We start from the raw sequence: 24,746 nt of genomic DNA, 5'->3' as shown, positions 1-24,746 counted from the left end.
GATGGAATCGGGAAAGTCTCTTTTTAATGAGGTTGGAGTATGTGCAGGGCTTTAGTCTCATCACAGTTAGCCCAGCCTGATGGTGATTATTTTTAGGAAAGCTTCTTGTTATTTCTCAAAAGTTACGATGGCAGGCAAGATTGCACATCCTTCTTATGACTCACCTGAGTGGGTGAGTTGGAAAGATTTTTCCTTGGAGTCGGCGGATTTAGCGAAGGTTGGGGAGTCACGCACTCCGGCGATCGCACTTTTTTCCTTGGCTAGTTGCTCGGTTAACCACTCTATCTCTGACGCCAGCACTGACTTGCAGCGATCGCGAGAGGCAAATTGATAGTCATCTGTTAGTGGATATTCGCTCTTGAGACTTTCGATGTAGTCTTGCCGGGTGTAGCAGGCTCGCAAGCGGTGTTCCAATAGCTTCAGCCGTTCAGCAGGCTCTAAGTCGCCAAAAAAGAAAAACTTGATTTGGAACCGGGAACCACTGTTAACCCAGCTTTCTTGAGGGTGTTCGAGCATTTTTTGCCGCCAGAGTTCGCGCCCTTGGGCGGTAATTCCGTAGATTTTGCGCGGACATCCCGCATCTCCGGCTTCTTCGGCAATTGTCGCAATCTGGCCTCGCTCTTCCAAGCGCTTCAGGAGTGGGTAAATCGCTCCATAGTTGACGCTGATGCAACTGCTCATAAACAGCTCCAGTTTTTGCTTTAGCCGATAGCCGTGCATGGGTTGCAACTGTAGCAGTCCAAGGGCTGATAATTCAAGCATTTATATCAATTTGATATTATAGTCTGGATTATATCACTATATCGGATTCAAGGGCGATCGGGTCAATCGATTTTAGATTTTAGATTTTAGATTTTCGATTGACTTGCGCGAGATAAATGCGGGGGCTTGAGGATTTTCGATTTTCGATTTGGGATTGATTCCACGGATAGATCACGTGGCGGGTACCATCAAGAAATTCCTGGTCACTACCTAGTTTCAAAGAAAATTGACACTTGAGTACATAGTTAATAAATTTTGTCAATCCCCTTAAGATATACTTTTCAATATCTAGAGTGAATTTTCTTGTGGAACAGGCATCTTGCCTGTTCTTGAGAGTGGTGCAATATCTCAGATTTATGCCACATATCTCTTCTTGGCAAGAGGATCAGAACCTTTATTGGTAGGGGTTGGTTGAATTTTTCAACATTGATGGCAGCCACTGTTTTTTCGTAGCCAATAATCCTCTTGTTTCTCTTAAGTATTGCTGCGAAAAAAGGGTGTGTTTTCTTTCCAATCTCCCTGTTTTTAATCTACGGAGATGTGATATATTCGCTCTTTTTTTTGACTCGTAAAAAAAGCAACGCACCTATGGATACTTAAACCCAGATGTTTTTTGTCAGTTCGCAATCATCCTCAAAGAGGATTTTTTAGGAAAACTTTTCCGATTATATGCTATCACTATGAATGACATAAAGAGAGGGATTTATCTTGCTCATCACACCCAATTTAACGCCCTGTAATTACTTGAAATAGCCAGCCAAAAAGCATCACGCTCAAGAAAATCACGCCTCCGACAATTAATATCAAACCCAACAGCAACGCCGCCACAAATAGCCAATCGGCTTTTTTGCCTTGTTCAGGGGAACCTAAATGAGCATCCAGCAATTCTATATTTTTGACATTAGCTTTCCAAGCAACATCCAACAAATCTCCGGCTACCGGTACAGTACCAGCCACTGTATCAAACACGATATTAGCTGCCATTTTTACTAAGGTCTCTTGAGGCACTCCCATTTGAGCGGATTTGAAGACAACATATCCTGCAAAAATTGAACTGATTACATCGCCGCCGCCCGGTATCAGTCCCAGTATAGGATCGAGTCCGATGCGGTACTTTGTGCCGGGAATCGGAATTGCATTGTCTAGTAAATGGCTGATCCGGCGCAGTCGGCGCAAGGATGCTACATGAGATGGGCTGGGGTTATTTGGGGAGGAACTTTGTATAGGAGAACGTGACATTTAATGGCTCTCGATTGCGATATTACTGCTAGTTTATGATATTTATTGAAGCATATTCAATTTTTTTCACTATGCCTCAAGCAGATTTTTACTGATTTTGGGCGATCGCCTTTTGTTTGTTTTTGAATGCACAGAAACCCGGTTTCTGTTCAAAACCGGGTTTCTTGCTTCTAGCTGGGGGCTTTTAATTTAGCCTGTTATTTGTTGCCTTCAGTGAAGTCGGCGTCAATCACGTCGTCGCCGCCGCCTGTCGGGCCACCGTCTCCGTAGCCGCCGGGGCCACCAGGGCCGTCAGTTGGGCCGCCTGCTTGCTGGTACAGGTTGCTGCTGACAGCGTAGAATGCTTGCTGCAACTCTGTTGTTAGGGTTTTGATGCGATCGTCATCTTCACTACCAATGGCCTCGCGCAAGTCTTTGAGCAACCCTTCAATCTTAGTTTTGTCATCAGCGGGAACTTTATCGCCCAATTCTGCTAACTGCTTCTCGATTTGATAGGCTTGAGAATCAGCTTGGTTTTTGCGATCGATCCTTTCGCGACGTTCCTTGTCAGCAGAAGCATTGGATTCGGCTTCCTTCACCATGCGCTCGACTTCATTGCTGGGCAAAGTAGAAGCACCAGTAATGCTAATCGATTGCTCCTTGCCAGTACCTTTATCCTTAGCAGCTACATTCAAAATACCGTTAGCATCGATATCGAAAGTAACTTCAATTTGAGGTACGCCACGGGGGGCTGGTGGAACTCCATCTAAGCGGAAGGTTCCCAAATCCTTGTTATCATTCGCCATTTCCCGTTCGCCTTGCAAAACGTGAATTTCCACGTTTGTTTGGCCATCTACAGCAGTCGAGAAAGTTTCCGACTTCTTGGTAGGAATAGTGGTGTTGCGGGGAATGATTTTGGTCATCACGCCACCCAAGGTTTCGACGCCGAGAGACAGCGGAGTAACGTCGAGCAACAAGATGTCTTTGACTTCGCCGGAGAGTACGCCGGCTTGAATTGCTGCACCGACTGCGACCACTTCATCCGGGTTTACCGTTTGGTTGGGGTCTTTGCCAAGAAGCTTTTTAACCAGTTCTTGCACCGCAGGAATGCGCGTAGAACCACCAACTAAGACGACTTCATTAATTGCAGATTTGTCTAATTTGGCGTCGCGGATCGCATTTTCAACAGGGATGCGGGAGCGATCGATCAAATCCGAGCACAGTTCTTCAAACTTGCCCCGCGTCAAAGTCGTGTCCAAGTGTTTTGGCCCGTCTTGAGTCGCGGTAATAAACGGCAGGTTGATTTCTGCTTGGGTAACGCTTGAAAGCTCAATCTTGGCTTTTTCTGCAGCTTCCGTCAGGCGTTGCAGTGCTTGTTTGTCTTTGCGAAGATCAATGCCTTCGGCTCTTTGGAATTCATTAGCGATGAAATCAACAATTTTTTTATCGAAATCGTCACCGCCGAGGTGAGTGTCTCCAGAAGTTGCTAACACTTCAAACACGCCGTCGCCTACTTCGAGAATAGATACGTCGAAAGTACCGCCACCTAAGTCAAATACGAGGATGGTTTCGTTGCTCTTTTTATCTAACCCGTAAGCTAAAGCTGCTGCTGTAGGTTCGTTAATAATCCGCAGCACTTCTATACCGGCAATTTTTCCCGCGTCTTTCGTAGCTTGGCGCTGGGAGTCGTTAAAGTAAGCGGGAACAGTAATTACCGCTTGGGTAACAGTTTCGCCGAGGTATTTGCTGGCGTCTTCTACGAGTTTGCGGAGAACTTGTGCAGAAATTTCTTCTGGGGCAAATTGCTTGCCACGGGCGGGACAGTCTAGTTTGAGGCTGTTGCCGACTTTGAGAACTTTGTAGGAAACTTCAGTGGTTTCGTGGGTTACTTCATCAACCCGACGCCCGATAAACCGTTTTACTGAGTAAAAGGTGTTTTCGGCGTTCATCACGGCTTGACGCTTGGCGATTTGTCCGACAAGTTGATCCCCATTTTTAGCGTATGCTACTACAGAAGGTGTGGTGCGACCCCCTTCGGCGTTGGCTATGACGGTGGGTTTGCCGCCTTCCATAACTGCGACGCAGGAGTTTGTCGTACCTAAGTCAATTCCAACTACTTTTCCCATAGGGGTGTTCCGGCTCCAATCTCTACAAAATTTTGGTTTTCTATCTGTGTGATAGTCTGGTTATTCAGGACTGCGATTTCACCTGTGGGGGGTGTACGGATAGTGAGTCCTGCTTTAATACAGTCTTAGATAGGTGCTTATCTCTATACTGCGGGTGGTTAGACCAGGCGATGAAGGCGTGTTTACCGAACCTTTTGGGGGACGGTTGCATTCATGAGGTTTACACCGCTACAGTTGTTGACTGCTTTTCTTTACTCTTCCTAATGTACGGTGTGCGATCGATTCGGGTATTGTGGCAAACCGTATACGTTGTGTTGTGTTTGCCGTCTTATGTGTATAAATTTTGTTTGGTTGGTAGGGGCGATCGGTTTTTTGGCTTCAAATCAGGTTTAATATCATTTCCGGTTACACCGGAATGATGTTGACGGTTGACGGTTGACAGTGAACAGCGAACAGCGAACAGCGAACAGCGAACAGCGAACAGCGAACAGCGAACTCGAATTTACTATTCCGATGCTAACGGATTTGATATAACATCAATTCTAAAAAGGGACAGGGCAATGCCCTGTCCCTACCCGTTTACTTCCAGGCTGTGCCTGAGAAAGAATATTTTATTGAGGAAGAGCCTCAAGTCCGCCTCGTGGGAATCTCGGAAAATTAGTGAATTTTCCAGCTTTTCATTGCTATTTTTTACCGATCAGCAGAGCTGCAGGAAAGTAACTGAGAGCGTCACCAATTGCCAAAGTACTGTTACTTTCTACCGCCTGATTTGTAATTGCATCTTTCCAAACCGACGGCATTTGCTCGGATAATTTCAAATTAGTATCTTTCCAAACTTGTTTGCCGATCGGCATTTCTTCCGGTTTGACAATTCCCGTCAAAAACCGGGGAGCAATGACAATAACTGTAGTCTCTCCAAAGCTTCTGGCAAAGGCAACAACATTATCTTTAAAAGTGCCAACGGCTTCCAGGGGCAGATAATCGCCAGATTGAAAAACTTGCAAGTATTTTTTTCTCGCTTCTAGCGCTCTTGCCGTCAAAAACAACTTAATTCTCGCGTCTTCTCGCGTCGCAATCAAATCTTCAACCAGTTGCAAAATATCCGTCTGAGCTTGTTCTTTAATTTCCCGCAAAACCTCGATTCTGCGCTCAAAATCCACGGGACGGCGGTTATCGGGATCGACGTGGCTTAAATCCCAGAATTCCGTCCCTTGATAAATGTCGGGAACGCCCGGAGCCGTGATTTTCAGCAGCGTTTGAGATAAAGAATTGAAAATTCCGTAATTAGCTACTTTTTTACAGAAAGGTGTAAATTTGTTGAGAAACTGATTTTGTTCCGAAGGTTCGAGAACGGTATCGACAAAGGTCATAAAACCAGCTTCGTAATCGTTATCCGGTCTCAGCCAAGCCGTATAAACTTTTGCTTCGCGGACAGCTTTAATCACATAATCTTTCAGGCGATCGACATAATCAGTGTTTTCAATTCCCTCAAAGGGAAAACTGCCGAGCAGAGTTTGGTACAGGAAGTATTCGTCATTAGTATCTGGAACCATTCGATTCGCAAAGTTGACTTTCTTAGAAGAGTTTACCTCTCTCCAAGACCTGACTTGCTGTTCCCATTCATCGGGAATTTCTGACAAAACGTTTATTCTGGCTCGCACATCTTCGCCGCGTTTGGTATCGTGGGTAGCTGTAGCATTCATTTTGTGCGGCCAAGCGACTTGCTGTTGTTTGTTGAACTCGTGAAAATCTCCCAGCGACACGCCGAACTGACTGGGATTTCCTCCCACTTCGTTGAGGGATAAAAGCCGATAGTAGACGTATAAAAGCGTGTCTTCAACGCCTTTTGCCATTAATGGGCCCGTCAACTGCTGGAGTTTCATTACAAAGTGCCGACGCTGCTCTTTTTGTTCTGGTGTTAGAGTTTCTTCTTCTTCCAGTAACAGCACCGTTTCGATAAATTTAAGTTCCTTGAGGAGTCGGGGTGCTTGTTGTTTGGCATGGGCGATCGCATATTGTACGTAAGTGCGATCGGACTCTCTCAAACCGTCTTGATTGATGTAAGTTCGGTAGACTGGAAAAATTGTCAAAACAGCCGCCAATGCTTTTTCCAAACCGGGACGAGTAAAGTCATTTCCCTGTCTCGACTGACCGGAGATATTCTTCAAAAGTTGAGCTAGATTGTCTACATCTCCCGCCAAGTTTTTCTCAACAATCAGTCCTTTTTTATCTAAAAATAACTGTTCATAGGGAACATTCAAGCGAGTAAATCTCTGATATATTTCGCTAAATTGCTGTTCGCGATCGCACCGACAAAAAACGCCGTTTACGTAATTCAAAAAGTCGTAGCCGCTCGTTCCCTCAATTGGCCAATATGACGGCAAATCTTCTTCGTGTTCCAGAATTTTTTCAACAGTAATGTAAGTATCTCCGACTTTCTCCCGGAGCCGTTTCAAATATTCTGTGGGGTCGTAAAGCCCGTCGATGTGGTCGATTCTCAATCCGGTAAACTTTCCCTCATCAACCATGTCGAATATCAGAGCATGGTTTTTGTGAAAAACTTTAATCTCTTCAACTTTTACCGAAATAAGCTCGTTGACCGTAAAAAACCTTCGGTAGTTAATTTCTTCTGCCCCCACTTTCCAGAAAGACAGACGGTAAAACTGCTCGGAAAGCAAATCGTCTAGCAGATTAAAGCTTTCGGCATTCCCCTTTTCTCCGTTAAAAACTTTGATATTTTCATCAATGAATTCCTGTACAAGGGGATTTTGGTTGTAGAGTTCCCACAGCAGCCCTTTGACAAAAGCTATCTGATCGTATCGGGTTTTACCTTTAGTTTCTGAAGGTGTATTTTTAATCAAATAAAGAATTCCTAAAAACTTGATAAAATCTGGATGGCGTCTGCCTAATTCTCTGGCTAAATGCCCCAAATTATGACTAATAAATTTAGCATAAGATTCAATTCTTACGGGCAATTGTAAGCTATAATAATTGATGCTCAGCCCATTTTCGCTGTATTTGAGTTGAATCTCGCCATTTTCCAAACACTCTCCATAAAAATTGCCCAGCAGCGGAGCCAGCACTCGACCTCTGAGATGTTCGTAAGCATGATTCCATTCAATATCAAAGTAATCAAAATAGTCGGAATCTGGCCCGTGTTCCAATACGTCTAACAGCAGCAAATTTTGAGTGTCGTAAGCCATGTGGTTCGGAACAATATCTTGCAGCCATCCCATGTTCCGTTTCTTAATTTCGTATGTGAGGGCTTCAAAATTTTCTGATGTTCCCAAATCGGGATTGAGCTGATTTGAGTCAACGACATCGTATCCGTGAGAGCTGCCTTTTCTGGCTTTAAATATCGGTGAAGCGTAAAGGTCGGTAATTCCTAAATCTTCTAGATAGCTAAGGATTTGTTTGGCGGCTTCAAAGTTAAAACCTCCATGAAATTGAATCCGATAAGTTGTTGTGGGAATTCTCATCATGTTAATTTTACTCCTGGTTTTTTAGGGTTTTCTCTTTTAATATATGAGGCAGAGCCTCCTCTACTGCATTCCCCGGCAGAGGCCATTGGTGTCAACTTAAGACTGAAACCCCTGATAAATCTCGCTTTTAACCCAGTCTCGATCCCCCTAAATCCCCCTTAATAAGGGGGACTTTGATAAGATTCCTGTCCCCCCCTTATTAAGGGGGGCTAGGGGGGATCGAGCCCTAATCGTCAGACAGCAGACCGATACTACGTTTAACGTTAAGTTGTCACCAATGGGCAGAGGCTGGGAACGAGAGAGGCTCTGCCTCCCGTTTCTTGTTAGACTACATTCCGCGGCGTAGCCTGAGAACGAACGAGAGAGGTTCTGCCTCCTGTTGCTTGTTCCTAGGCTCTGCCTGGGAGCGCCTGTATTTGAGGCTCTGCCTCCCGTTTTAATTACTCTAATTCATAGAGTGCAAAACTATGCGGTTTAATGGTCAATTTTTGCTCTGAAGTTATCTTTTCAGGCAAGCTAGAACCTGAACCCATCCATTTTTCATCAGCAGAGTCTAAAATTTTGTGACCGTTGCCTTGGGGCAGTGCAGCCGTAAAAGCAACATCTTGCGTGTTGAAGTTTAGAATGCAGAATATCTGGCTGTCATCTGTCCAGCGACGTAGAAATAAGATTTTTTCCGCTTCAATGCTGGACACTTCTAGACTGTTTTTGTCGAGTTTTTTAAGCGCTGGTATTGTCCGCCGCAGCTGAATCAAATGTTGGTGCCATTCCCAAAGGATTTTGTGTTTGCCTTCGGTTTGTTTTTCCCAGTTTAACTTACACTTATCGAAAGTCTCAGGACTCTGGGGGTCGTGAAACTTGCCTCGGCCTTCAAAGATTTTAAATTCTTGTTGTTTGTCCTTGCGGATAGCTTCAATTAAGTTTTCGTCCGAGTGGGAAACGAAGTAAAAAAACGGTGCTTCTTCTCCGTATTCTTCTCCCATAAAAAAGAAGGGAATGTAGGGAGAAATTAAGACGGTGCCGGCTGCGAGTTTCAATCCTTCAAAGTCAACTATTTTGGATAGTCTGTCTCCCAAAATTCGGTTGCCGATTTGGTCGTGGGTTTGGGCAAAAACCAGAAATTTATGACCCGGTTCATCCTTAACAGAATTGCCGTGTCTCCGCTTTCTGTGGGGGGCGTACTGGCCGGAGTAAACAAAGCTTTCTTTGAATGCTTTTTCTAAGTGTTCGCACTTGCCGAAATCTTGGTAGTATCGGTCGTTTTCTCCGGTGAGCAAGGCGTGCAGTGCGTGGTGGAAATCATCGCACCATTGGGCGTCTAATCCGAAGCCACCGAGTTCTTTAGGACGTATTGTGCGGACATCATTTAAGTCACTTTCGGCTATTAAGTAAAGTTGCCGTCCTAGTTCTTGGGAAATATCGGCTGTGGCATCGGATAGTTCTTGTAAAAAAGGTCTTGCACCGACTTCAAATATTGCTTGAATTGCATCTAATCTCAGGGCATCGATGTGATAATCTCGAAACCAGTAGAGGGCGTTTTCAATAAAGTAGTTGCGTACGCCGTCGCTGTAGGCATCGTCGAAGTTTAATGGGTCTCCCCAAATCGAGCCGTATTTTGATGTAAAGTAGGGGCCGAAGTCCCTGAGATAATTTCCTTCGGGGCCGAGGTGGTTGTAAACTACATCGAGAATTACTGAAATACCGTGTTCGTGGCAGGCGTTGACGAGTGTTTTGAAGCCTTCGGGGCCGCCGTAGGAGTTTTGAACCGCGTAGGGATATACGCCGTCATATCCCCAGTTTCTATCGCCAGGAAATTGGGCTACTGGCATTATTTCGATGGCGTTGATTCCCAATTCTTTAAGTTGTTTTAGCTGGGGAATTATTGTTTCAAATGTTCCGGCTTGGGTGAAGGTGCCGACGTGCAGTTCGTAAATAATCATTTCGGCTAGTGGCACGCCTTGCCAATTTGTGTCAGTCCAAGTAAAAATATTTTCATCTATTACTTGCGACGGAGCGTGTACGCCTTGGGGTTGATATTTTGAGGCTGGGTCTGGTCGGTCGGTTTTTCCTTCGATTTGGTAAGTGTAAAGGGTTCCTGGTTCGATGTCTGTAGCTGTGGTTCGCCAATAACCTTCTGCCGATTGTTCCAGAGGTATCAGGCGTTTTTTTGGGGAAACAATTTGGACTGCCATTTGTTTGAGGGTGGGCGCCCAAACGGTAAATTCACATTGGTTATTGCCGAGGTAATTTGCTCCTATCTTCACTTTGAGCTGTTCTCCTTATAAAATAGGTTTGTAGTTCGATCGCCCGACGCGCTATCAAATGCTTGCCCTTAACGTTCAGCGCCTGTTTAGACGGTAATATTACTTAATATAACAAACAACTAACTTTAGACAGAGGCATCAAAGGGGAAAATTGGGTAAGGGGCAAAATTAGCGGTTGGTTAGGCTTAAATTAGAGCAGGAATCGGCACGGGGCCGATCGCCAAATTAGCGGCCTGCAAGCGTTAATATTTCTAGTTGATATCATGTCGAAAATCTACCTAAAGGTAGGTCAAAAATCAGCGCGAGTGTGGACTTTATGGTTATGGCTTTTGGACGGGAAATCTGCTGCAATCTCGACTCGGCGGAATCTCGCGAGTGGTTGGTCACAAACGGGATCGGCGGTTACGCTAGCGGGACGATCGCAAATCTCCTCACCCGCCGCTATCACGGCTTGCTGGTAGCCGCCCTCAAACCCCCGCTGGGACGCACTTTGATGCTCGCCAAGCTGGACGAGACGGCGGTGTATCACGATCGCGCATATCCGCTTTATACAAACCGCTGGGCCGACGCGACGATGGAACCCCACGGCTACAAATACATCGAAAGCTTTCACCTCGAAGGCACGACGCCTGTTTGGAGGTTTGCTCTCGCGGACGCTATCCTGGAAAAGCGAATTTGGATGCAGCAAGGTGCTAACACAACATATATTCAATACCGCCTGCACCGTGCCTCACAACCGATCGCCCTCGCTGTCAAAGCCCTAGTCAACTACCGCGACTACCACCACACGACGAGCGTCGGCGACTGGCCGATGAGCCTACAGACCTTAGAAAGCGGGGTTTGCGTGACTGCATTTCCCAAGTCTGTACCCCTGTACCTGCTGACGGATGCCGAACCAGAGGCCAACTTTCGAGTTTCTACGCCTTTATACAATTGGCATTACGGATTTGACCTAGCAGCCGAAAAGCGGCGCGGATTGGACTGCTGCGAGGATCACTTGCACGCGGCGACTTTTCACATGACGATCGCACCGGGAAGTTCTCTCACATTGATAGCCAGCACCGAGAAAAATACCGAACTCAACGGCGGTACAGCTTTAGAAGAGCGCCGCACTTATGACCAACAACTGCTGCAAAACTGGTCAAAAGTGAGCGAATCTCCCGACTGGATCAATCACTTAGTACTCGCAGCCGACCAATTTATCGTCAGCCGCCCGCTACCGGAGGAACCCGCAGGCAAAACGATTATCGCTGGATATCCCTGGTTCAGCGACTGGGGGCGCGACACGACGATCGCCCTACCCGGTCTCACAATCTGTACGGGGCGATGGGAAATTGCGCGATCGATTTTGCAGACATTTGCGCGGTATGTCGATCGGGGGATGCTGCCGAACCGCTTCCCGGATGCGGGCGGCGCACCGGAATACAACACCGCAGACGCCACTCTGTGGTACTTTGAGGCAATTCGCGCTTATATCGATGCCACTGGGGACGAGGAACTTTTGAGGGAACTCTGGCCTACTTTATGTGAGATTGTTGATTGGCACATACAGGGAACTCGGTATAACATTCGCCTCGATCCCGATGACGGTTTAGTCTACGCGGGCGAAACCGGCGTGCAACTGACTTGGATGGACGCGAAAATCGGCGATTGGGTGGTGACGCCTCGGATTGGTAAGCCGATCGAACTCAGCGCGCTTTGGTACAATGCTATACAAGCTATGGCAAGTTTTGCTCGAAAATTGGGCAAGCCTCACAATGAATACGAGCAATTGGGCGATCGAACAGCCGCTGGATTCCCTCGCTTCTGGAACGCCTCAACCGGTTACTGTTACGACGTTCTCGACGGCCCCGACGGACACGATCCCTCCCTGCGCCCCAACCAAATATTCGCCGTTTCCCTGCCCCTAGACTCGATTCCTCCTCACTCCGCCAACTCCTTGTCAGCGGGGATGCGCCAGGAAACCCGCTATACACCATTACTGACGCCCATCCAGCAGCGCGGCGTGGTGGACGGCTGCGCTCAACAGCTTCTGACTTCTGTCGGCCTCCGCAGCCTCTCGCCGCAGCACCCGCAATATCGCGGCGCATACGGAGGCGACCAATTGCAGCGCGACAGCGCCTACCACCAGGGCACAGTTTGGGGCTGGCTGATTGGCCCGTTTGTCTTGGCGCACTTGCACGTATACAAAAACCCAGCACAAGCGAGCGAATTCCTAGAACCGATGGTACATCATATAAGAGCCGGCGGAGTTGGCAGTCTGGGCGAAATTTTTGAGGGCGACGCCCCCCACTCGCCTCGGGGTTGCACGGCTCAAGCTTGGACTGTGGCTGAGGTGCTGCGGTCTTGGTTGGCAATTAATACTGTGGGTGTTTAAATGGGGAATGTTATCTTTGGTGGAAAAAGAGATTTATGGCATTATTATTAGCGGGCGATATTGGCGGAACTAAGACTATTTTGCGCTTAGTGGAAAGGACTGTTAACGGTGAAATGAATGCTCTTTACGAGTTTCGCTATCCGAGCGGGGAGTTTCCCGATTTAGTACCGATGGTGCAGCAGTTTTTGACGGAAGCTGCTATGAAATTGGATTTTGCGCCATTGCCTGAAAAAGCTTGTTTTGCGATCGCAGGCCCGGTGGTTAATAACACTGCAAAACTGACTAATTTGCCTTGGAGGCTGGATGCGAAACGTCTGGAACAGGAATTAGGAATATCACACGTTAGTTTAATTAATGATTTTGTCGCTGTTGGCTACGGCGTGTGCGGTTTGGATGCTACAGATTTGCAGACTTTGCAAGTTGGAAAACCCCGACAAGATGCTCCAATTGCTGTGATTGGTGCAGGTACTGGTTTGGGAAATTGTTTTGCAATTCCCGACGTAAATGGGGTGAGGGTTTTTTCTTCGGAAGGGGGACACGGTGATTTTGCGCCGCGATCGGAGTTAGAGTTTGAATTGCTGAATTATTTGTTGGCAAAACACGACATTCCCAGAATATCGATCGAGCGTGTGGTTTCGGGACAGGGAATTGTAGCCATTTACCAGTTCTTGCGGGACAGAAAATTTGCCCCGGAATCAGCGGAGGTAGGAGAAATTATCAAACAATGGGAGTCAGAAGTCGGGAAAACTGAGAAGACGGTCGATCCGGGGGCGACAATTGCACAGGCGGCACTCAAAAAGTGCGATCGGCTTTCCGAACAAACAATGCAAATGTTTGTAGAAGCTTACGGCGCTGTCGCAGGAAATATGGCTGTGTCACTTTTACCTTACGGTGGTTTGTACATAGCTGGCGGCATCGCTCCTAAAATTTTGCCACTGATTCAAGAAGGGGGTTTTATGCGAGCTTTTACCCACAAAGGCCGGATGGATTCGCTGTTAGAAATGATGCCGGTGAGATTGGTTTTAAATGATAATGTAGGGTTAATTGGAGCCGCAGTTTGTGCGGCCGGTCTTTAGTTAATAATAATTGTATGGTGCGTCAGCTTTAAGCTTCTAGATTGTTGAAGAAATAACGCTCTGCTGGCGCACCATATTTAGGTAGAGTTATGTCATCTTCAAAATCTTCTCAGCCGCACTTTCAGATACCGGCATCACCGATAACCGATTGCCTTTCCTCACCAGCAAAATCTCATCAGCACTAAACTTTTGTTTCAGTTCATCCAAAGATATTAACTTAGCAAACTCTTCAACAAACTCCACTTTCACAGTTTGCCAGCGAGGAGCATCAAACTGCGATTTAGGGTCATAATATCCGCTATTCATATCAAACTGACTCGGATCAGCAATCCCAGATTCAATGACGCGCATTAACCCGGCAATTCCCGGTATTTGAGTATTAGAATGGTAAAAAAATACTAAATCTCCCCGACTCATTTCTCGCATAAAATTGCGCGCTTGATAGTTGCGAACGCCATCCCAAATGGAAGTGCGATCGCCCTTCAAATCCGCAATACTATAAACATCCGGTTCCGACTTCATCAGCCAATAATTCATACAATCTATTCGCTTGGATTAGCCAAATATTCTTTAATTTTCTCTAAACACTGCTGCATAGCTTTTTGCATAAAAATCTGAACGAGCAACAACCCAACGGGATAGAATACCGGAGAAGTCAGCATAAAATAAAACTCCCAATCAATCCGAGTTCCCTTTGCTGTGGCAGTGAAATTCCAATCTCCGCCACCAGACTCAATGAGTAGAGAAATCGGAAACTTAAACCCTCTAACCAGTCGGTAGGCTTGTCTTTCTGGCTTTTTGAAAGTAATGATTTCTTCATCAATCACCGAAGTGTCAGCATTTTCTATCCGCCGCACGCCGCCTTCACGCATTTCTCCACCATCTGCCATCTCAGCTTTAATAATTGCTGGAATTGGGCCATATCCGCGAAAGACTTTGGGCAGATTTGATAGGGACGTAACAAAATCAAAGACTACTTCAGGCGATGCAGCAATTTCTACTACTGCGTTGGTTTTAACTAACATTTATCTCTCCAATGATCTGATTTGATAAGGAACTGTGAGTTAAAAAGGCGTAATTTTAATTATAAAATATCCTTGCGCTTCTGCAACCACAGAGTCAACATCAAATAAACGAAAATATGCACGCACAAAATACCCCAATTTAAACCCAAATTTTCCCACGTTGGATCGTAAACAGGAGTAGGCTCAAACGGCTGAGGAAGCGTACTCCCGTCCGGTAATGTAGTAGGCGCGGGAACCATCCCATTCACATTAACTAAAGAGCCGTAAGCACCCACAGACCAGCGGCTTAACATCAGCCAAGAAAACTTGCTCGCCGCACCTTCCATCTTAAACAAAACTCCCGAAAAAATAATCTGAGGCAGCAATAATAGAGGCAAAGCGCTGTTAGCTTGAGAGCTATTATTAACAATCGCGGAAACGACTAATCCAAGGCTTATGCAGCTCATTAAAGTTAGGAATGTGGTAATACTTGCTCCCACAGACCAGGAAATAAAACTCGGTTCGGGGGATTTAAAAGCAATCAGAATAACTCCTACTATTAACAGTGTTTGTAATACTGCCAAACCAGAAAGTATAAAAATTTTTGAACCTAAATAAGCAAACAATCCTAAATTGACCAAACGTTCGCGCAGATAAATAGCAGATTCTTTAACAATTTCTTGCAGAGAAGTTGCCAGCCCTACCCAAATCGCCGCACAGGTAAATACAAACAAAACTCGCAACGCCAAAGGTGCTAAAGTTGCCTCCGGCACTCCAATTAACGGGTCTTTATCTCTGACGGCTAGCCGCAGCAAACTAATGCCGATCGGAGCCGTTAAAAGAGCTAAACTCAAGTTAACTAAGTCGCGGGAAACGAGTTGAAAATAGCGCTGGGCGAGCAAAACGAGTTGTTTTACAAAAGATTGAGATTTGGGTGCAGAAGGTGCAGAAGGTATTTTTGCATTAGCGTTGCCTGTGCTGAAGTGGTTGACAATATAGCGCTGATAGTAGGGAGATTTACTAAACTTTTCTGCCCAGCTTTTAACGTTGATTTCTCCTGTTTCTAATTCGTTGTAAATGTCGGCGAAATCGCTTGTTTTGACATCGAAAAAATCGAGCGCTTCCCTAGGCGGGCCGAAGTAACAAAGGCGTCCGCCGCGACCCATAAACACAATACGATCGCACATCGTGATATTTGCCGTCGCGTGAGTCACCAGAATCACCGTCCTGCCTTGATTTGCCAACTTTCGCAGCAGTTGCATCATCTTCTTATCCAAACCCGGATCGAGTCCTGAAGTCGGTTCGTCTAAAAAGAAAAGTTTCGGGTCTGCTAACAGTTCAACTCCGATGCTGACCCGCTTCCGCTGTCCGCCGCTAAGCTGTTTTACCAAAGCCTTGCGACGGTGAGTCATTTCAATATCTTCTAAAGTTTTTGCTACTACCTGCTTGACATCTGTATCGGGAGGTAAGCGCAATTTAGCTGCATAACTCAAGACTTCTTCTACTGTCAAATCTGCGTGCACAATATCATCTTGAGGCACATAACCGATTTGATTGCGGTAAATATTGAAGTTTTGGCGCAGGTTGTCACCGTTGAGAAACACAGCGCCGTTAGTAGTTTTTTCGATACCTAAAAGCGTCCGCATTAAAGTAGATTTACCAGCGCCGCTACCGCCGACTAAAGCCACAAACTGCCCCGGTTCGATCGCCAAAGTGATATTATCCAAACGCTTCGGAATCACCAGACTGTCAGCATCCAAACGAATTTGATGGCCCGAGTCTTGCATCTGCAACTCACCGCTGCGGTAAGTTAGAGTAAACGGGCCGATCCGAATTGCATCTCCCTCGGACAACTGTACAGAATTTGTCACTCGCTGACCGTTAACAAAAACCCCGTTAACGCTGTGGTCTCGCAAAATATAATTACCGCGACTATCTTGGTCGATTGTGGCGTGGCGTCTAGAAACAAGCGGCGCATCTAATTGCAGCGAAGCGTTTGGATCGCGACCCAACAAAACCGACCGATTCTTAAGAAGAAGTGACTGCTTGCTAGGGACAGCAACCTGATTCGCCAGCGGATTAAAATAACTCAGCAAAACTTGATTTTGAGGATCTAGACCGATTTTAATTTCTGTGCCGTTTTTCAGACAATAACCGTCATTGGGAGTGATGCGAGTGCGATCGACAAATAAGCCATTAGTGCTCGGCCGCTGCCCGTCACCGTCGTAAATCCAGTAATTATCCCCAATTTGGCGCAAAACAGCGTGAACGCCGGAAACTGCGCGCCAGGGTTCGGGAATGACTAAATCAGCACGAGTGCGATCGCGCCCCAATACGTGCTGCTGCTGTTTTAACTCTAACTGTAAAACCTCGCCTTGATTGCTTAATACTATATAAGGTCGATCGCTTAAAGCAGTCAGTTGTCCTATATTGCCTGTCATACTTCAATCGCGGTTTTTGCACTCACTTTTGTCAGCATATCAAAAAGTCATTAGTCATTAGTCATTAGTCATTAGTCATTAGTCATTAGTCATTAGTCATTAGTCATTAGTCATTAGTCATTTTGGCAACAACCGACAAACTGCGAAGCCGATTAATTGCCGCCGCCAATTCAAACCGTCGAAACATGGCAAAATCCCCTTCAGGAAAAGGCGATAAAATATCCATGCCCTGCGCGTCAATATCTGCCATCACCAAATCTATGATTTCCGACAAAGTGCGTTTTCCGTCCATGTATTGCTGCTTAGCATAAACCATTGCCGCAGCGATCGCCCTTAACTGTCCGCTGTCCACAATTTGCTCAACAGCACCCAAATCAATCTCCTCAGTTCCGAAAGCCAATTCATTAACATCCCGCACTTTCACCCGCACATCTCGCCGTCCCTGACTCGGATCTAAACTAGCAGGAATCGGCACTCTTTGAGTAATCTTACCAAAAAATTTTCCCCCTTCAGCAGCACGGGTAGTAGAGTAATTTTTAGCAATTTCTTTAGCTTTTCCCGTCACATCATCTGCTTGAAAATTTTCCATTGCAATCACAGTATCTGCCACATCAAAATAATCGCCACTTCCCCCCATGACTAAAATAGTCGATACGCCATAATCCGCATACAACTGTTTAACTTTATCAATAAACGGCGTAATCGGTTCCTTATCCTTAGCGATGAGTTCCTGCATTCTGCGATCGCGAATCATAAAATTCGTCGCCGCCGTATCCTCATCCACCAATAAAACAGGCACTAAATCCCCTTCTGAAATAGCGACTAACTCCGTGTCTAAAACAAAAGACTCATCTTCTTCCTTCTTCCCTCTTCCCTCTTCCTTCTTCCCTCTTCCTTCTTCCTTCTTCTTTCTCCCCACTTCCAACGCCTCAATAATATTAGCAGCTTGCGACGTGCTACCGCTTGCATTTTCAGTATAAAATTGTGCAGTATCTCTACCTTGTGGCAAGTGGTTAATAAAAGGCGAAATATCAACTCCCGCGACACTTCTGCCATCTTCCGCTCTAATTTTCACCGCCGCCGGATTAGTCACCACACATTCCCTGCCATCTCCCGGAATTCGGTTGTAAACTCCCAACTCGATCGCCCTGAGTAAAGTTGATTTGCCGTGATAGCCGCCCCCAACAATCAAAGTAATGCCAGCGGGAATACCCATACCGGACATCAAACCGCGATTCGGACAATTAAACTCAACTTTTAACGACGGCGGCGACTGAAAAGCCACAGCATTATTTAACAAAGAACTGTTGTCAACACCGCTGTGGCGGGGCAAAATAGAACCATTAGCAACAAACGCAACTAATCCTTTTTCAGCTAACTGCTGCCGCAGCCAGTCAGCATCTTCTACAGTTTCAACGTGACGGCGACATTCCGCAGCATTTAAGTTAGCATACTTTAGAGAATTGCTGACAATTTGCGGAATATCTTCGCACAGCATTTCAGCAGCTTGTCGCCCTAATATACTGCGTCCGCCCGCTGGAAGTCCGACGGCAAATCGCAGTTCAACTCCTCCTAAATCTTCGAGATCGTATGTATTTGAGGAAATGATAAATGCCGAAGTTCGCTCTAAAACTTCTTGTCCGAACCGAGCCACTGCAATCATACCACTTTTGCCAGTACCACGTTTGCTGCTGATGCTGTGCGCTGCTCGGTCAAACTGGCGAGTTAGGTAATCTCGCAAAGCTATTTCTCGACTGCGAGAATTGAAAAGTTCGCGGGGAATTTGAGCAATGTTTGGCGGAACTATGACTCTAAATTTACTGGGAGAAGCAAACGGATCTCCCTGCACGTAATCAATAATTAATGTGAATTCAGAAAACTCGTACTTACCTTGAATGTCTTTGTAGGCTTTGTAGCCTCGATTGTCTAGTTGCAGTAAATGCCGTTGCAGGCTTTCTTTGTTAGTCATTAGTCATTAGTTATTAGTTGGCAGTTGGCAGTTGGCAGTATCAATAACAGTCATCATACCCAATGCCCTATGCCCGATGTCCCATCCCCAATTCCCAATTCCCCATGCTCAATTCCCAATTACTAATTACCTAATTCCAATAATTTAGCCACGGCATTGACAACAATTTGAGCAGAACCGGCGAAAAAAGGTCGATCGATAGTTGCTAATGTATCGCTAGATTGGTGATAGTGGGGCGATCGCAAATTTGCAGTATCCGTCACCAACACAGCACCAATTCCTTTATACCAGAAAGGCGCGTGGTCGCTGCGTAAAACATCGGGAGTCAGCAACCCTTTCAGGGGAACAGGCAACGCCACCACCGGCGGCAAACCGGCTTTTCCAGACTCCGCAAAACTTTTCAATAGCAACGGATGTTCCGTATCCCCAATCACAGCGATAAACTCGCCTTTGTCGGGAGATGTTACCCCCGATGCTTCTAGAAAAGGTTGCGCTGTCAATCCTTCGGGATATTGCTGGCATCCGGGCGTGCGGCAGGCATAACCTACCATATCTAGGACGATCGCACCCTGCAAATTTTTTAACCGCGCGTCGCTACCTGTAAATGCTAAACTGCCTAAAAGTCCGAGTTCTTCCCTGTCGAAAAAAGCTACTTGCAATGTCCGAGGCGTGGGACGAGAACCCAGCAATCTTGCTACTTCTAAAACTACTGCAACTCCCGTCGCATTGTCGTCAGCGCCTGGGGAATTTGGTACAGTATCGTAGTGTGCTGCCACTAAAATTGCACCCGCGTTTGAGTCAGTGCCTTTTCTCTCAGCGAAGACGTTAATTCCGCGATCGAACGGCTGCAAATCTGGGGAAAATCCTAATGTTTGCAGTTGTTTAGAAATGTAATCTCTCGTAAAAGAGCGATCTCGTTCTTCCTCGCGTTCTCCTGCTAAACTATCGACGTGTTTCCACAAACGAGACGGGTCAATTTGGGGCTGAAAAAAAGTATTTTTTTCAGCAGGAAGCGGTAAAGGAGACGGGTTTTGGGAAGTGTGGATATTGCGATCGATCCCTAATTCGGGTACACCCGAAAACCGCTGCAACGAGTCAGAACGCCAACCCACAGCCGTCACCGCAACCAGAATAAATAGCGCTATCCAAATCAATTGTTTCATTAGTAAGTCTATTTGAGATTTTAGACCGAGCTTACGCACTCCTCGCTTTCATCAACCGGGTGTTTTAGCGGAAGCGAGGGCTGCAACAAAGTCTTTTCGTAAAACCCGGTTGATGCGTCCAGAACAGTTATATTTTAGATTTTAGATTGACACCAGAGTTGAAAATAAACCTGTTTCAAAAAAAGAAACTAAAAAATCTTAAACTTAGCTGCGCCAGAGGCAGTTTTGTATTTTTTATCTAGAAAAGCAGGAAAAAGCCTTGCAATGTTGCCGTCGAATCCGTCTTGCTTATTAGATGGTTCGGCGGCGACATTCCAATCACTAATTTACCTTTAAAATTTACAAATTAAAACTATTTTTTTCCCATTCAATCTCCTTATTTTCTAATATCAAACCGCTGCTGCTTGGAACAGCATAAGGAATAGTTGTTGCCGAAAATTTGACTATTTGAGTTGGTTGTTGAAACCACTCGGAATAACTCGGATTTAGTTGATCGTACAGTGCTTTCAAAGCTTGAATTTCTACCTCTAGCTGCGCTGCGACTTGATTGATTCTGCGAGCTTGTGCTTGCAAGCGCTTTTCCCCGGTTTGAACAGTGTTTTCTACTTCTTGCCAGTGCTCTCCTGCCAGCAATTTTTCTAGTTCACCTTGCTTGTAATTGAGTAAAGCCTGTTTTTGTTGCAGTTGCTTTTCAATATTTTTAGTCTCTCGGTCAATTTCCTGGATTTGCTGCAACCACTGCTCCCCAAAAGCAGCAGTTTGCTGGTGGAACTCGGCAATGGCTTCAGGAGTATTATTTTTGGGAAAACTGACTGCCACTCGGCACTCAGAGCGCTGTACGCCAAGTTTTTCCCGCCACTCTTGCAGGGCGGTAACTTCTGCTTGCAGCGTGCGGACTTCTTTTTGGAGTTCTGGGATGGTCTGACTCATGGGTTCAATTAGTGGACCTCTGCATCGATTTTAAGCTAATTGTTTATTTTTATAACAAATCCCGGTCGCCTCCTTGCGGGAATTATCTAATCTTAGCGCGCTTCCACCCGGTGTCTAGGCAGAATGGCGGATAATTTGTGGCACAATGGCTGATGACACATTTTAAATTAAGATTAAAATTGTAATTAGTTATAAAGCTAAGTTATTAGCTTGGTAAAATTTAATTTACAAATCCACATAAATTCAGGGTGGCTGCGTTTTCCTATTGTACAGAAAGTTCTGCTAAACTTTTTGAGATTTATGATTGCTAAAAAAAAATTTAAAATTAGGAAATAGAGCCAATGAGAAGAATTTTTCAATTAATGTTGGGATATTTCGCGGTTGCTGTTTTTGGTGTGGAATGTGACATAAATCCAAAAATATTACCGACAAGTCTAGAAGATGAACCTGGCAGTCGCCCTGTAGCAGGGATTTGGGTTCGGTCTCAGAAACATAGCTATTTGCGATCGGCAGCTCGCCCCCTTACTTCTGCAAGCGCCCCATTATTTTTGGATAAGTTATCCCAAATTGAGTCAGTAAAATTACCGAATTACAATTATATAGAATCTCAGGAAACTCCTAGAAAAGAAGCTACTTTTAGATTAAAAACAATCGCTTATTACCTGATTTTTATTTGTGTAGTAATCTCATCATTATTAATCAGGTGTAAAACAGTAAATAGCTTATCCAAGACGATCAGGTTAATCAAGCCGAAGTCTGAAACAGAGAATGACAAGCTACCAAAAGGAGAAAAAGTGTTGTATCCAAAAAAAGAACAGGATATCTGGCATACTATTGCCCAAATGACCCAAGATTTGCAGCAAACTGCCGAATATGCCCTGGATATTTGCGAGGAAATGAACGTCTCGATAATTGCGACTACCCCCGGCGGTCATATCCTGTCGTTAAACCAAGCTACCTGTCAACTTTTGGGATACTCTAAAAAAGAGTTGTTAGGCAAACCAATAGCCGGACTTTTTAAGAAAAGTGAATCACCAGCCCCGGAGTTAGATTTAGGAAGTTTAACAGCCGAAGGTTCTGTCCACAACGTGGAAAAAGTCTACCTTTCTAAACAGCAAAAAAAAATAATTATACTGCTTTCTATTTCAATTATTCGCGACAGTCAAGGCAAGGTCAGCGGCAAGTTATACATAGCACAAGATATTACTGATAGCAAGCGGGCTGAAAGAAATTTGCGGCGCAGTGAAAAAAAGTTTCGCCAACTGATAGAAACTGTGAATGCTGTTGCATTTATCTATCACCGCAGACAGTTCCGCTATGTCAATGCTCAGACAGAAGCTCTGACAGGATATACTCGCGAAGAATTACTAGCATTGGATTTATACGACTTAATTCATCTAGATTTTATAGAAATAGTTAAAAAATGGGGTAAATCCAGCCATGCGCGCTCAACTGCAGGCTCTAAATATGAATTAGTAATAGTCACGAAAACTGGAGAAATGCGCTGGATTGAAGCAACTGTAGATATTATAAAATTTGAAAAAAAAGCCTCAATATTAATCACAGCATTTGACATCAGCGATCGCAAATTAGCAGAGTTAGAACTAGAAACATCTCTTTCGTTGCTTCAAGCAACCATTGAATCTACGGCTGACGGTATTCTGGCGGTTGACAGTGAAGGAAAAGTTGTTAGCTTTAACCGTAAATTTGCCGAAATGTGGCATTTGCCAGATTTGCTGGTGGATTCGAGAGATAATAACCAAATTTTGGGTTTTGAAATCAACCAGTTAAAATACCCGGAAATATTTCTCAACCGTGCTAAAGAATTGTCCGATCGTCCTGCAGCAGAAAGTTACGATCTCATCGAGTTGACAGATGGCAGAATCTTCGAGCGCTACTCGTTGCCCCAGCGCACGGGAGGCAAAATTACTGGTCGAGTATTCAGCTTTCGGGATGTAACGGAACGGGTGCAATCCGAAGAAAAACTCCGCAAAAGTGAAGAACGTTTTCACCTGCTGACGCGGGCGACAAATGACGCCGTATGGGATTTTGATTTGTTAAAAAATGAGTATTGGTTGAGCGAAGAATTTGAAAAAGTTTTTGGATACAAACTCAACGAAACTCAGACGATAGAATTAGAATCTTGGTGGTTAAATATTCATCCCGAAGAACGGGAAAGAGTGATGTTAAGCTTCAACCAAACAATGAACTCAGACGCTCAATGTTGGTCGGAAGAATACAGCTTTCACCGTGCAGACGGGGGATATGTTTTTGTGCTAGATCGCGGCTATATCATCCGCAATGAAAGTGGCCAAGCAGTCAGGGCGATCGGCACGATGATGGATATCACTCAGCGCAAGCAAGCTGAAGAAATTATTCGCTATCAAGCTGTTTATGACCAACTCACCGGTTTACCGAACCGGATACTTTTTAACGAGCGGCTGGTGGCGTCCTTAAAACAAGCTAAACAAACAAAAAAAATGCTTGCTGTGATGTTTTTAGACTTGGACAGGTTCAAAAAGATTAATGATACATTAGGTCACGCTGCGGGCGATCGCCTGTTAGAAGGTTTTGCCGGACGCATCAGTGACACTTTGCGATCGAGTGACACGGTTGCCCGCTGGGGAGGCGACGAATTTACCATACTGCTTCCCGACATCAATTGCTTAGAAGATGCAGTTAAAACAGCTCAAAGAATACTCAACAATTTAAAGCCAGCATTTAAACTAGAAGGACAACCGTTTCATGTCAGCAGCAGCATCGGCATTGCCCTTTATCCCGATGATGGTGAAGATGCCGAAACATTAGTCAAAAATGCCGATGCTGCCTTGTACTACGCTAAAGAAATGGGAAGAAATAACTATCAGTTATATACTTCAACACTTAATCCCCACGGCAGCCATTTACTAACTATAGAACACAGACTGCACGAAGCTTTAGAACAGGGAGAATTTGAGGTTTTTTACCAGCCCAAAGTCAACATCACTACTTGGCAAATTCAGGGCATGGAAGCTCTGCTACGCTGGCAACATCCACAATTAGGTTTAGTTACTCCCGCTACATTTATTCCGATCGCCGAAGAGAACGGACTCATTGTACCTATTGGGGAATGGGTGCTGCAAACAGCCTGCACTCAAAATAAAGCTTGGCAGGATGCTTTGCAGCCAGATTTGCGGGTAGCAGTCAACGTTTCGGCTCGGCAGTTCCAGCAATTTAATTTATTAGAAATGGTAGCGAAATGCTTGGAAAAAAGCGGTTTAGCACCCAAGTATTTAGAGTTAGAAATTACCGAGACGACAGCTATGCAAGATGTGGATTATACCACAAAAGTTCTCAGGGAGTTGCAGAATATGGGAGTGCAAATTGCGCTGGACGATTTCGGCACGGGTTATTGTTCTCTAAATTATCTCAAAAAGTTTCCCTTGAATATCCTAAAAATAGATAAATCCTTTGTCAGCGGATTGACTACTGATCCCTGCGAACGGGCGATCGCCAAGGCTGTAGCGACCCTGGGGCGAGATTTAAACTTGAGCGTGGTAGCCGAAGGAGTAGAAACTAAAGAGCAGTTGGAGTGTTTGCGGGAACTCCACTGTCAAGAAATTCAGGGCCACTATTTCAGCCCTGCCCTCTCGGCTGGTGAGGCTAGCAAACTTTTGGTAAATTCTCATTTGCGACAAGTGCAAATTGCTTAATTGGGTCGCGACTTACGACTGCGTGAGGTTGTAACGCTGCGTGCAAGTCCTGCGAACGTTACACGTAAAAAGTCGTGCGACCACCGCCGAAACCCGCATAGGTCCCGCCGCAACAGCCGTCGCACGAGCAGCCACTGTAGGAAAACTCGTTGCCGCACTCAAGACAGATCGCCGTCCAGTCGTGATGGTCTGGTGGCGAGGCCTTCTTGCGACAGTTATCGCAGCCGAAAACGGCTAGTTCG

The 24,746-nt window shown here is 45.5% G+C and carries 14 protein-coding genes; 3 read left to right on the top strand and 11 right to left on the bottom strand.

What is annotated here, in order from left to right; all coding sequences use genetic code 11:
* Positions 1–153 precede the first annotated feature (153 nt).
* From QT979_RS14575 to treZ, 5 genes are all read right to left on the bottom strand, one after another.
* Positions 154–762: a PadR family transcriptional regulator gene (locus tag QT979_RS14575; protein ID WP_333310730.1), complete on the bottom strand. Its 609-nt coding sequence runs from the start codon at positions 760–762 to the stop codon at positions 154–156.
* 726 nt (positions 763–1,488) lie between these two features.
* Positions 1,489–2,001 carry a DUF4112 domain-containing protein gene (locus QT979_RS14570; RefSeq protein WP_333310729.1) on the bottom strand — a complete coding sequence of 171 codons (513 nt, stop codon included), beginning with the start codon at positions 1,999–2,001 and terminating at the stop codon, positions 1,489–1,491.
* Between the two features lie 197 nt (positions 2,002–2,198).
* The gene (dnaK, locus tag QT979_RS14565; protein ID WP_333310727.1) at positions 2,199–4,106 is read right to left on the bottom strand and encodes a molecular chaperone DnaK; all 1,908 of its coding nucleotides are present in this window, start codon (positions 4,104–4,106) and stop codon (positions 2,199–2,201) included.
* Between the two features lie 683 nt (positions 4,107–4,789).
* Entirely contained in the window at positions 4,790–7,585 is a 2,796-nt protein-coding gene (treY, locus tag QT979_RS14560) for a malto-oligosyltrehalose synthase (protein WP_333310759.1), read from the bottom strand.
* A gap of 443 nt (positions 7,586–8,028) precedes the next feature.
* Positions 8,029–9,852, bottom strand: a complete 1,824-nt coding sequence (gene treZ, locus QT979_RS14555) for a malto-oligosyltrehalose trehalohydrolase (protein WP_333310726.1) — start codon at positions 9,850–9,852, stop codon at positions 8,029–8,031.
* A gap of 316 nt (positions 9,853–10,168) precedes the next feature.
* On the opposite strand from treZ, the gene QT979_RS14550 reads away from it, so the two are divergent.
* A complete protein-coding gene (locus QT979_RS14550) occupies positions 10,169–12,229 on the top strand; it encodes an amylo-alpha-1,6-glucosidase (protein ID WP_333310724.1) in 2,061 nt (686 codons plus the stop codon).
* Positions 12,230–12,264: 35 nt separating this feature from the next.
* Entirely contained in the window at positions 12,265–13,305 is a 1,041-nt protein-coding gene (locus QT979_RS14545) for a glucokinase (RefSeq protein ID WP_333310722.1), read from the top strand.
* A gap of 87 nt (positions 13,306–13,392) precedes the next feature.
* On the opposite strand, the gene QT979_RS14540 is transcribed toward QT979_RS14545, so the two are convergent.
* The 6 genes from QT979_RS14540 to QT979_RS14515 all read right to left on the bottom strand — a co-directional run bounded on the left by QT979_RS14540 (position 13,393) and on the right by QT979_RS14515 (position 20,812).
* Positions 13,393–13,842, bottom strand: a complete 450-nt coding sequence (locus tag QT979_RS14540) for an EVE domain-containing protein (RefSeq protein WP_333210795.1) — start codon at positions 13,840–13,842, stop codon at positions 13,393–13,395.
* Between the two features lie 5 nt (positions 13,843–13,847).
* Entirely contained in the window at positions 13,848–14,330 is a 483-nt protein-coding gene (locus tag QT979_RS14535) for an SRPBCC family protein (protein WP_333210796.1), read from the bottom strand.
* Between the two features lie 59 nt (positions 14,331–14,389).
* Positions 14,390–16,750, bottom strand: coding sequence for an FHA domain-containing protein (locus QT979_RS14530; RefSeq protein ID WP_333310720.1), 2,361 nt, complete (start codon positions 16,748–16,750; stop codon positions 14,390–14,392).
* A 106-nt stretch (positions 16,751–16,856) separates the two neighbouring features.
* Positions 16,857–18,719, bottom strand: a complete 1,863-nt coding sequence (locus QT979_RS14525; RefSeq protein WP_333310718.1) for an ABC-ATPase domain-containing protein — start codon at positions 18,717–18,719, stop codon at positions 16,857–16,859.
* Positions 18,720–18,841: 122 nt separating this feature from the next.
* A complete protein-coding gene (locus tag QT979_RS14520; RefSeq protein ID WP_333310716.1) occupies positions 18,842–19,882 on the bottom strand; it encodes a M28 family peptidase in 1,041 nt (346 codons plus the stop codon).
* Between the two features lie 339 nt (positions 19,883–20,221).
* Positions 20,222–20,812, bottom strand: a complete 591-nt coding sequence (locus tag QT979_RS14515) for a hypothetical protein (RefSeq protein ID WP_333210803.1) — start codon at positions 20,810–20,812, stop codon at positions 20,222–20,224.
* A 794-nt stretch (positions 20,813–21,606) separates the two neighbouring features.
* Here QT979_RS14515 and QT979_RS14510 point away from each other — a divergent pair.
* Entirely contained in the window at positions 21,607–24,504 is a 2,898-nt protein-coding gene (locus QT979_RS14510; protein ID WP_333310714.1) for an EAL domain-containing protein, read from the top strand.
* Positions 24,505–24,746 lie beyond the last annotated feature (242 nt).

Origin of the sequence: Microcoleus sp. w2-18bC1, assembly GCF_036700365.1 — a bacterium.
Taxonomy (GTDB): domain Bacteria; phylum Cyanobacteriota; class Cyanobacteriia; order Cyanobacteriales; family Microcoleaceae; genus Microcoleus.
The sequence above is the reverse complement of the archived record's forward strand: the minus strand, read 5'-3'. Positions and strand labels throughout refer to the sequence as shown.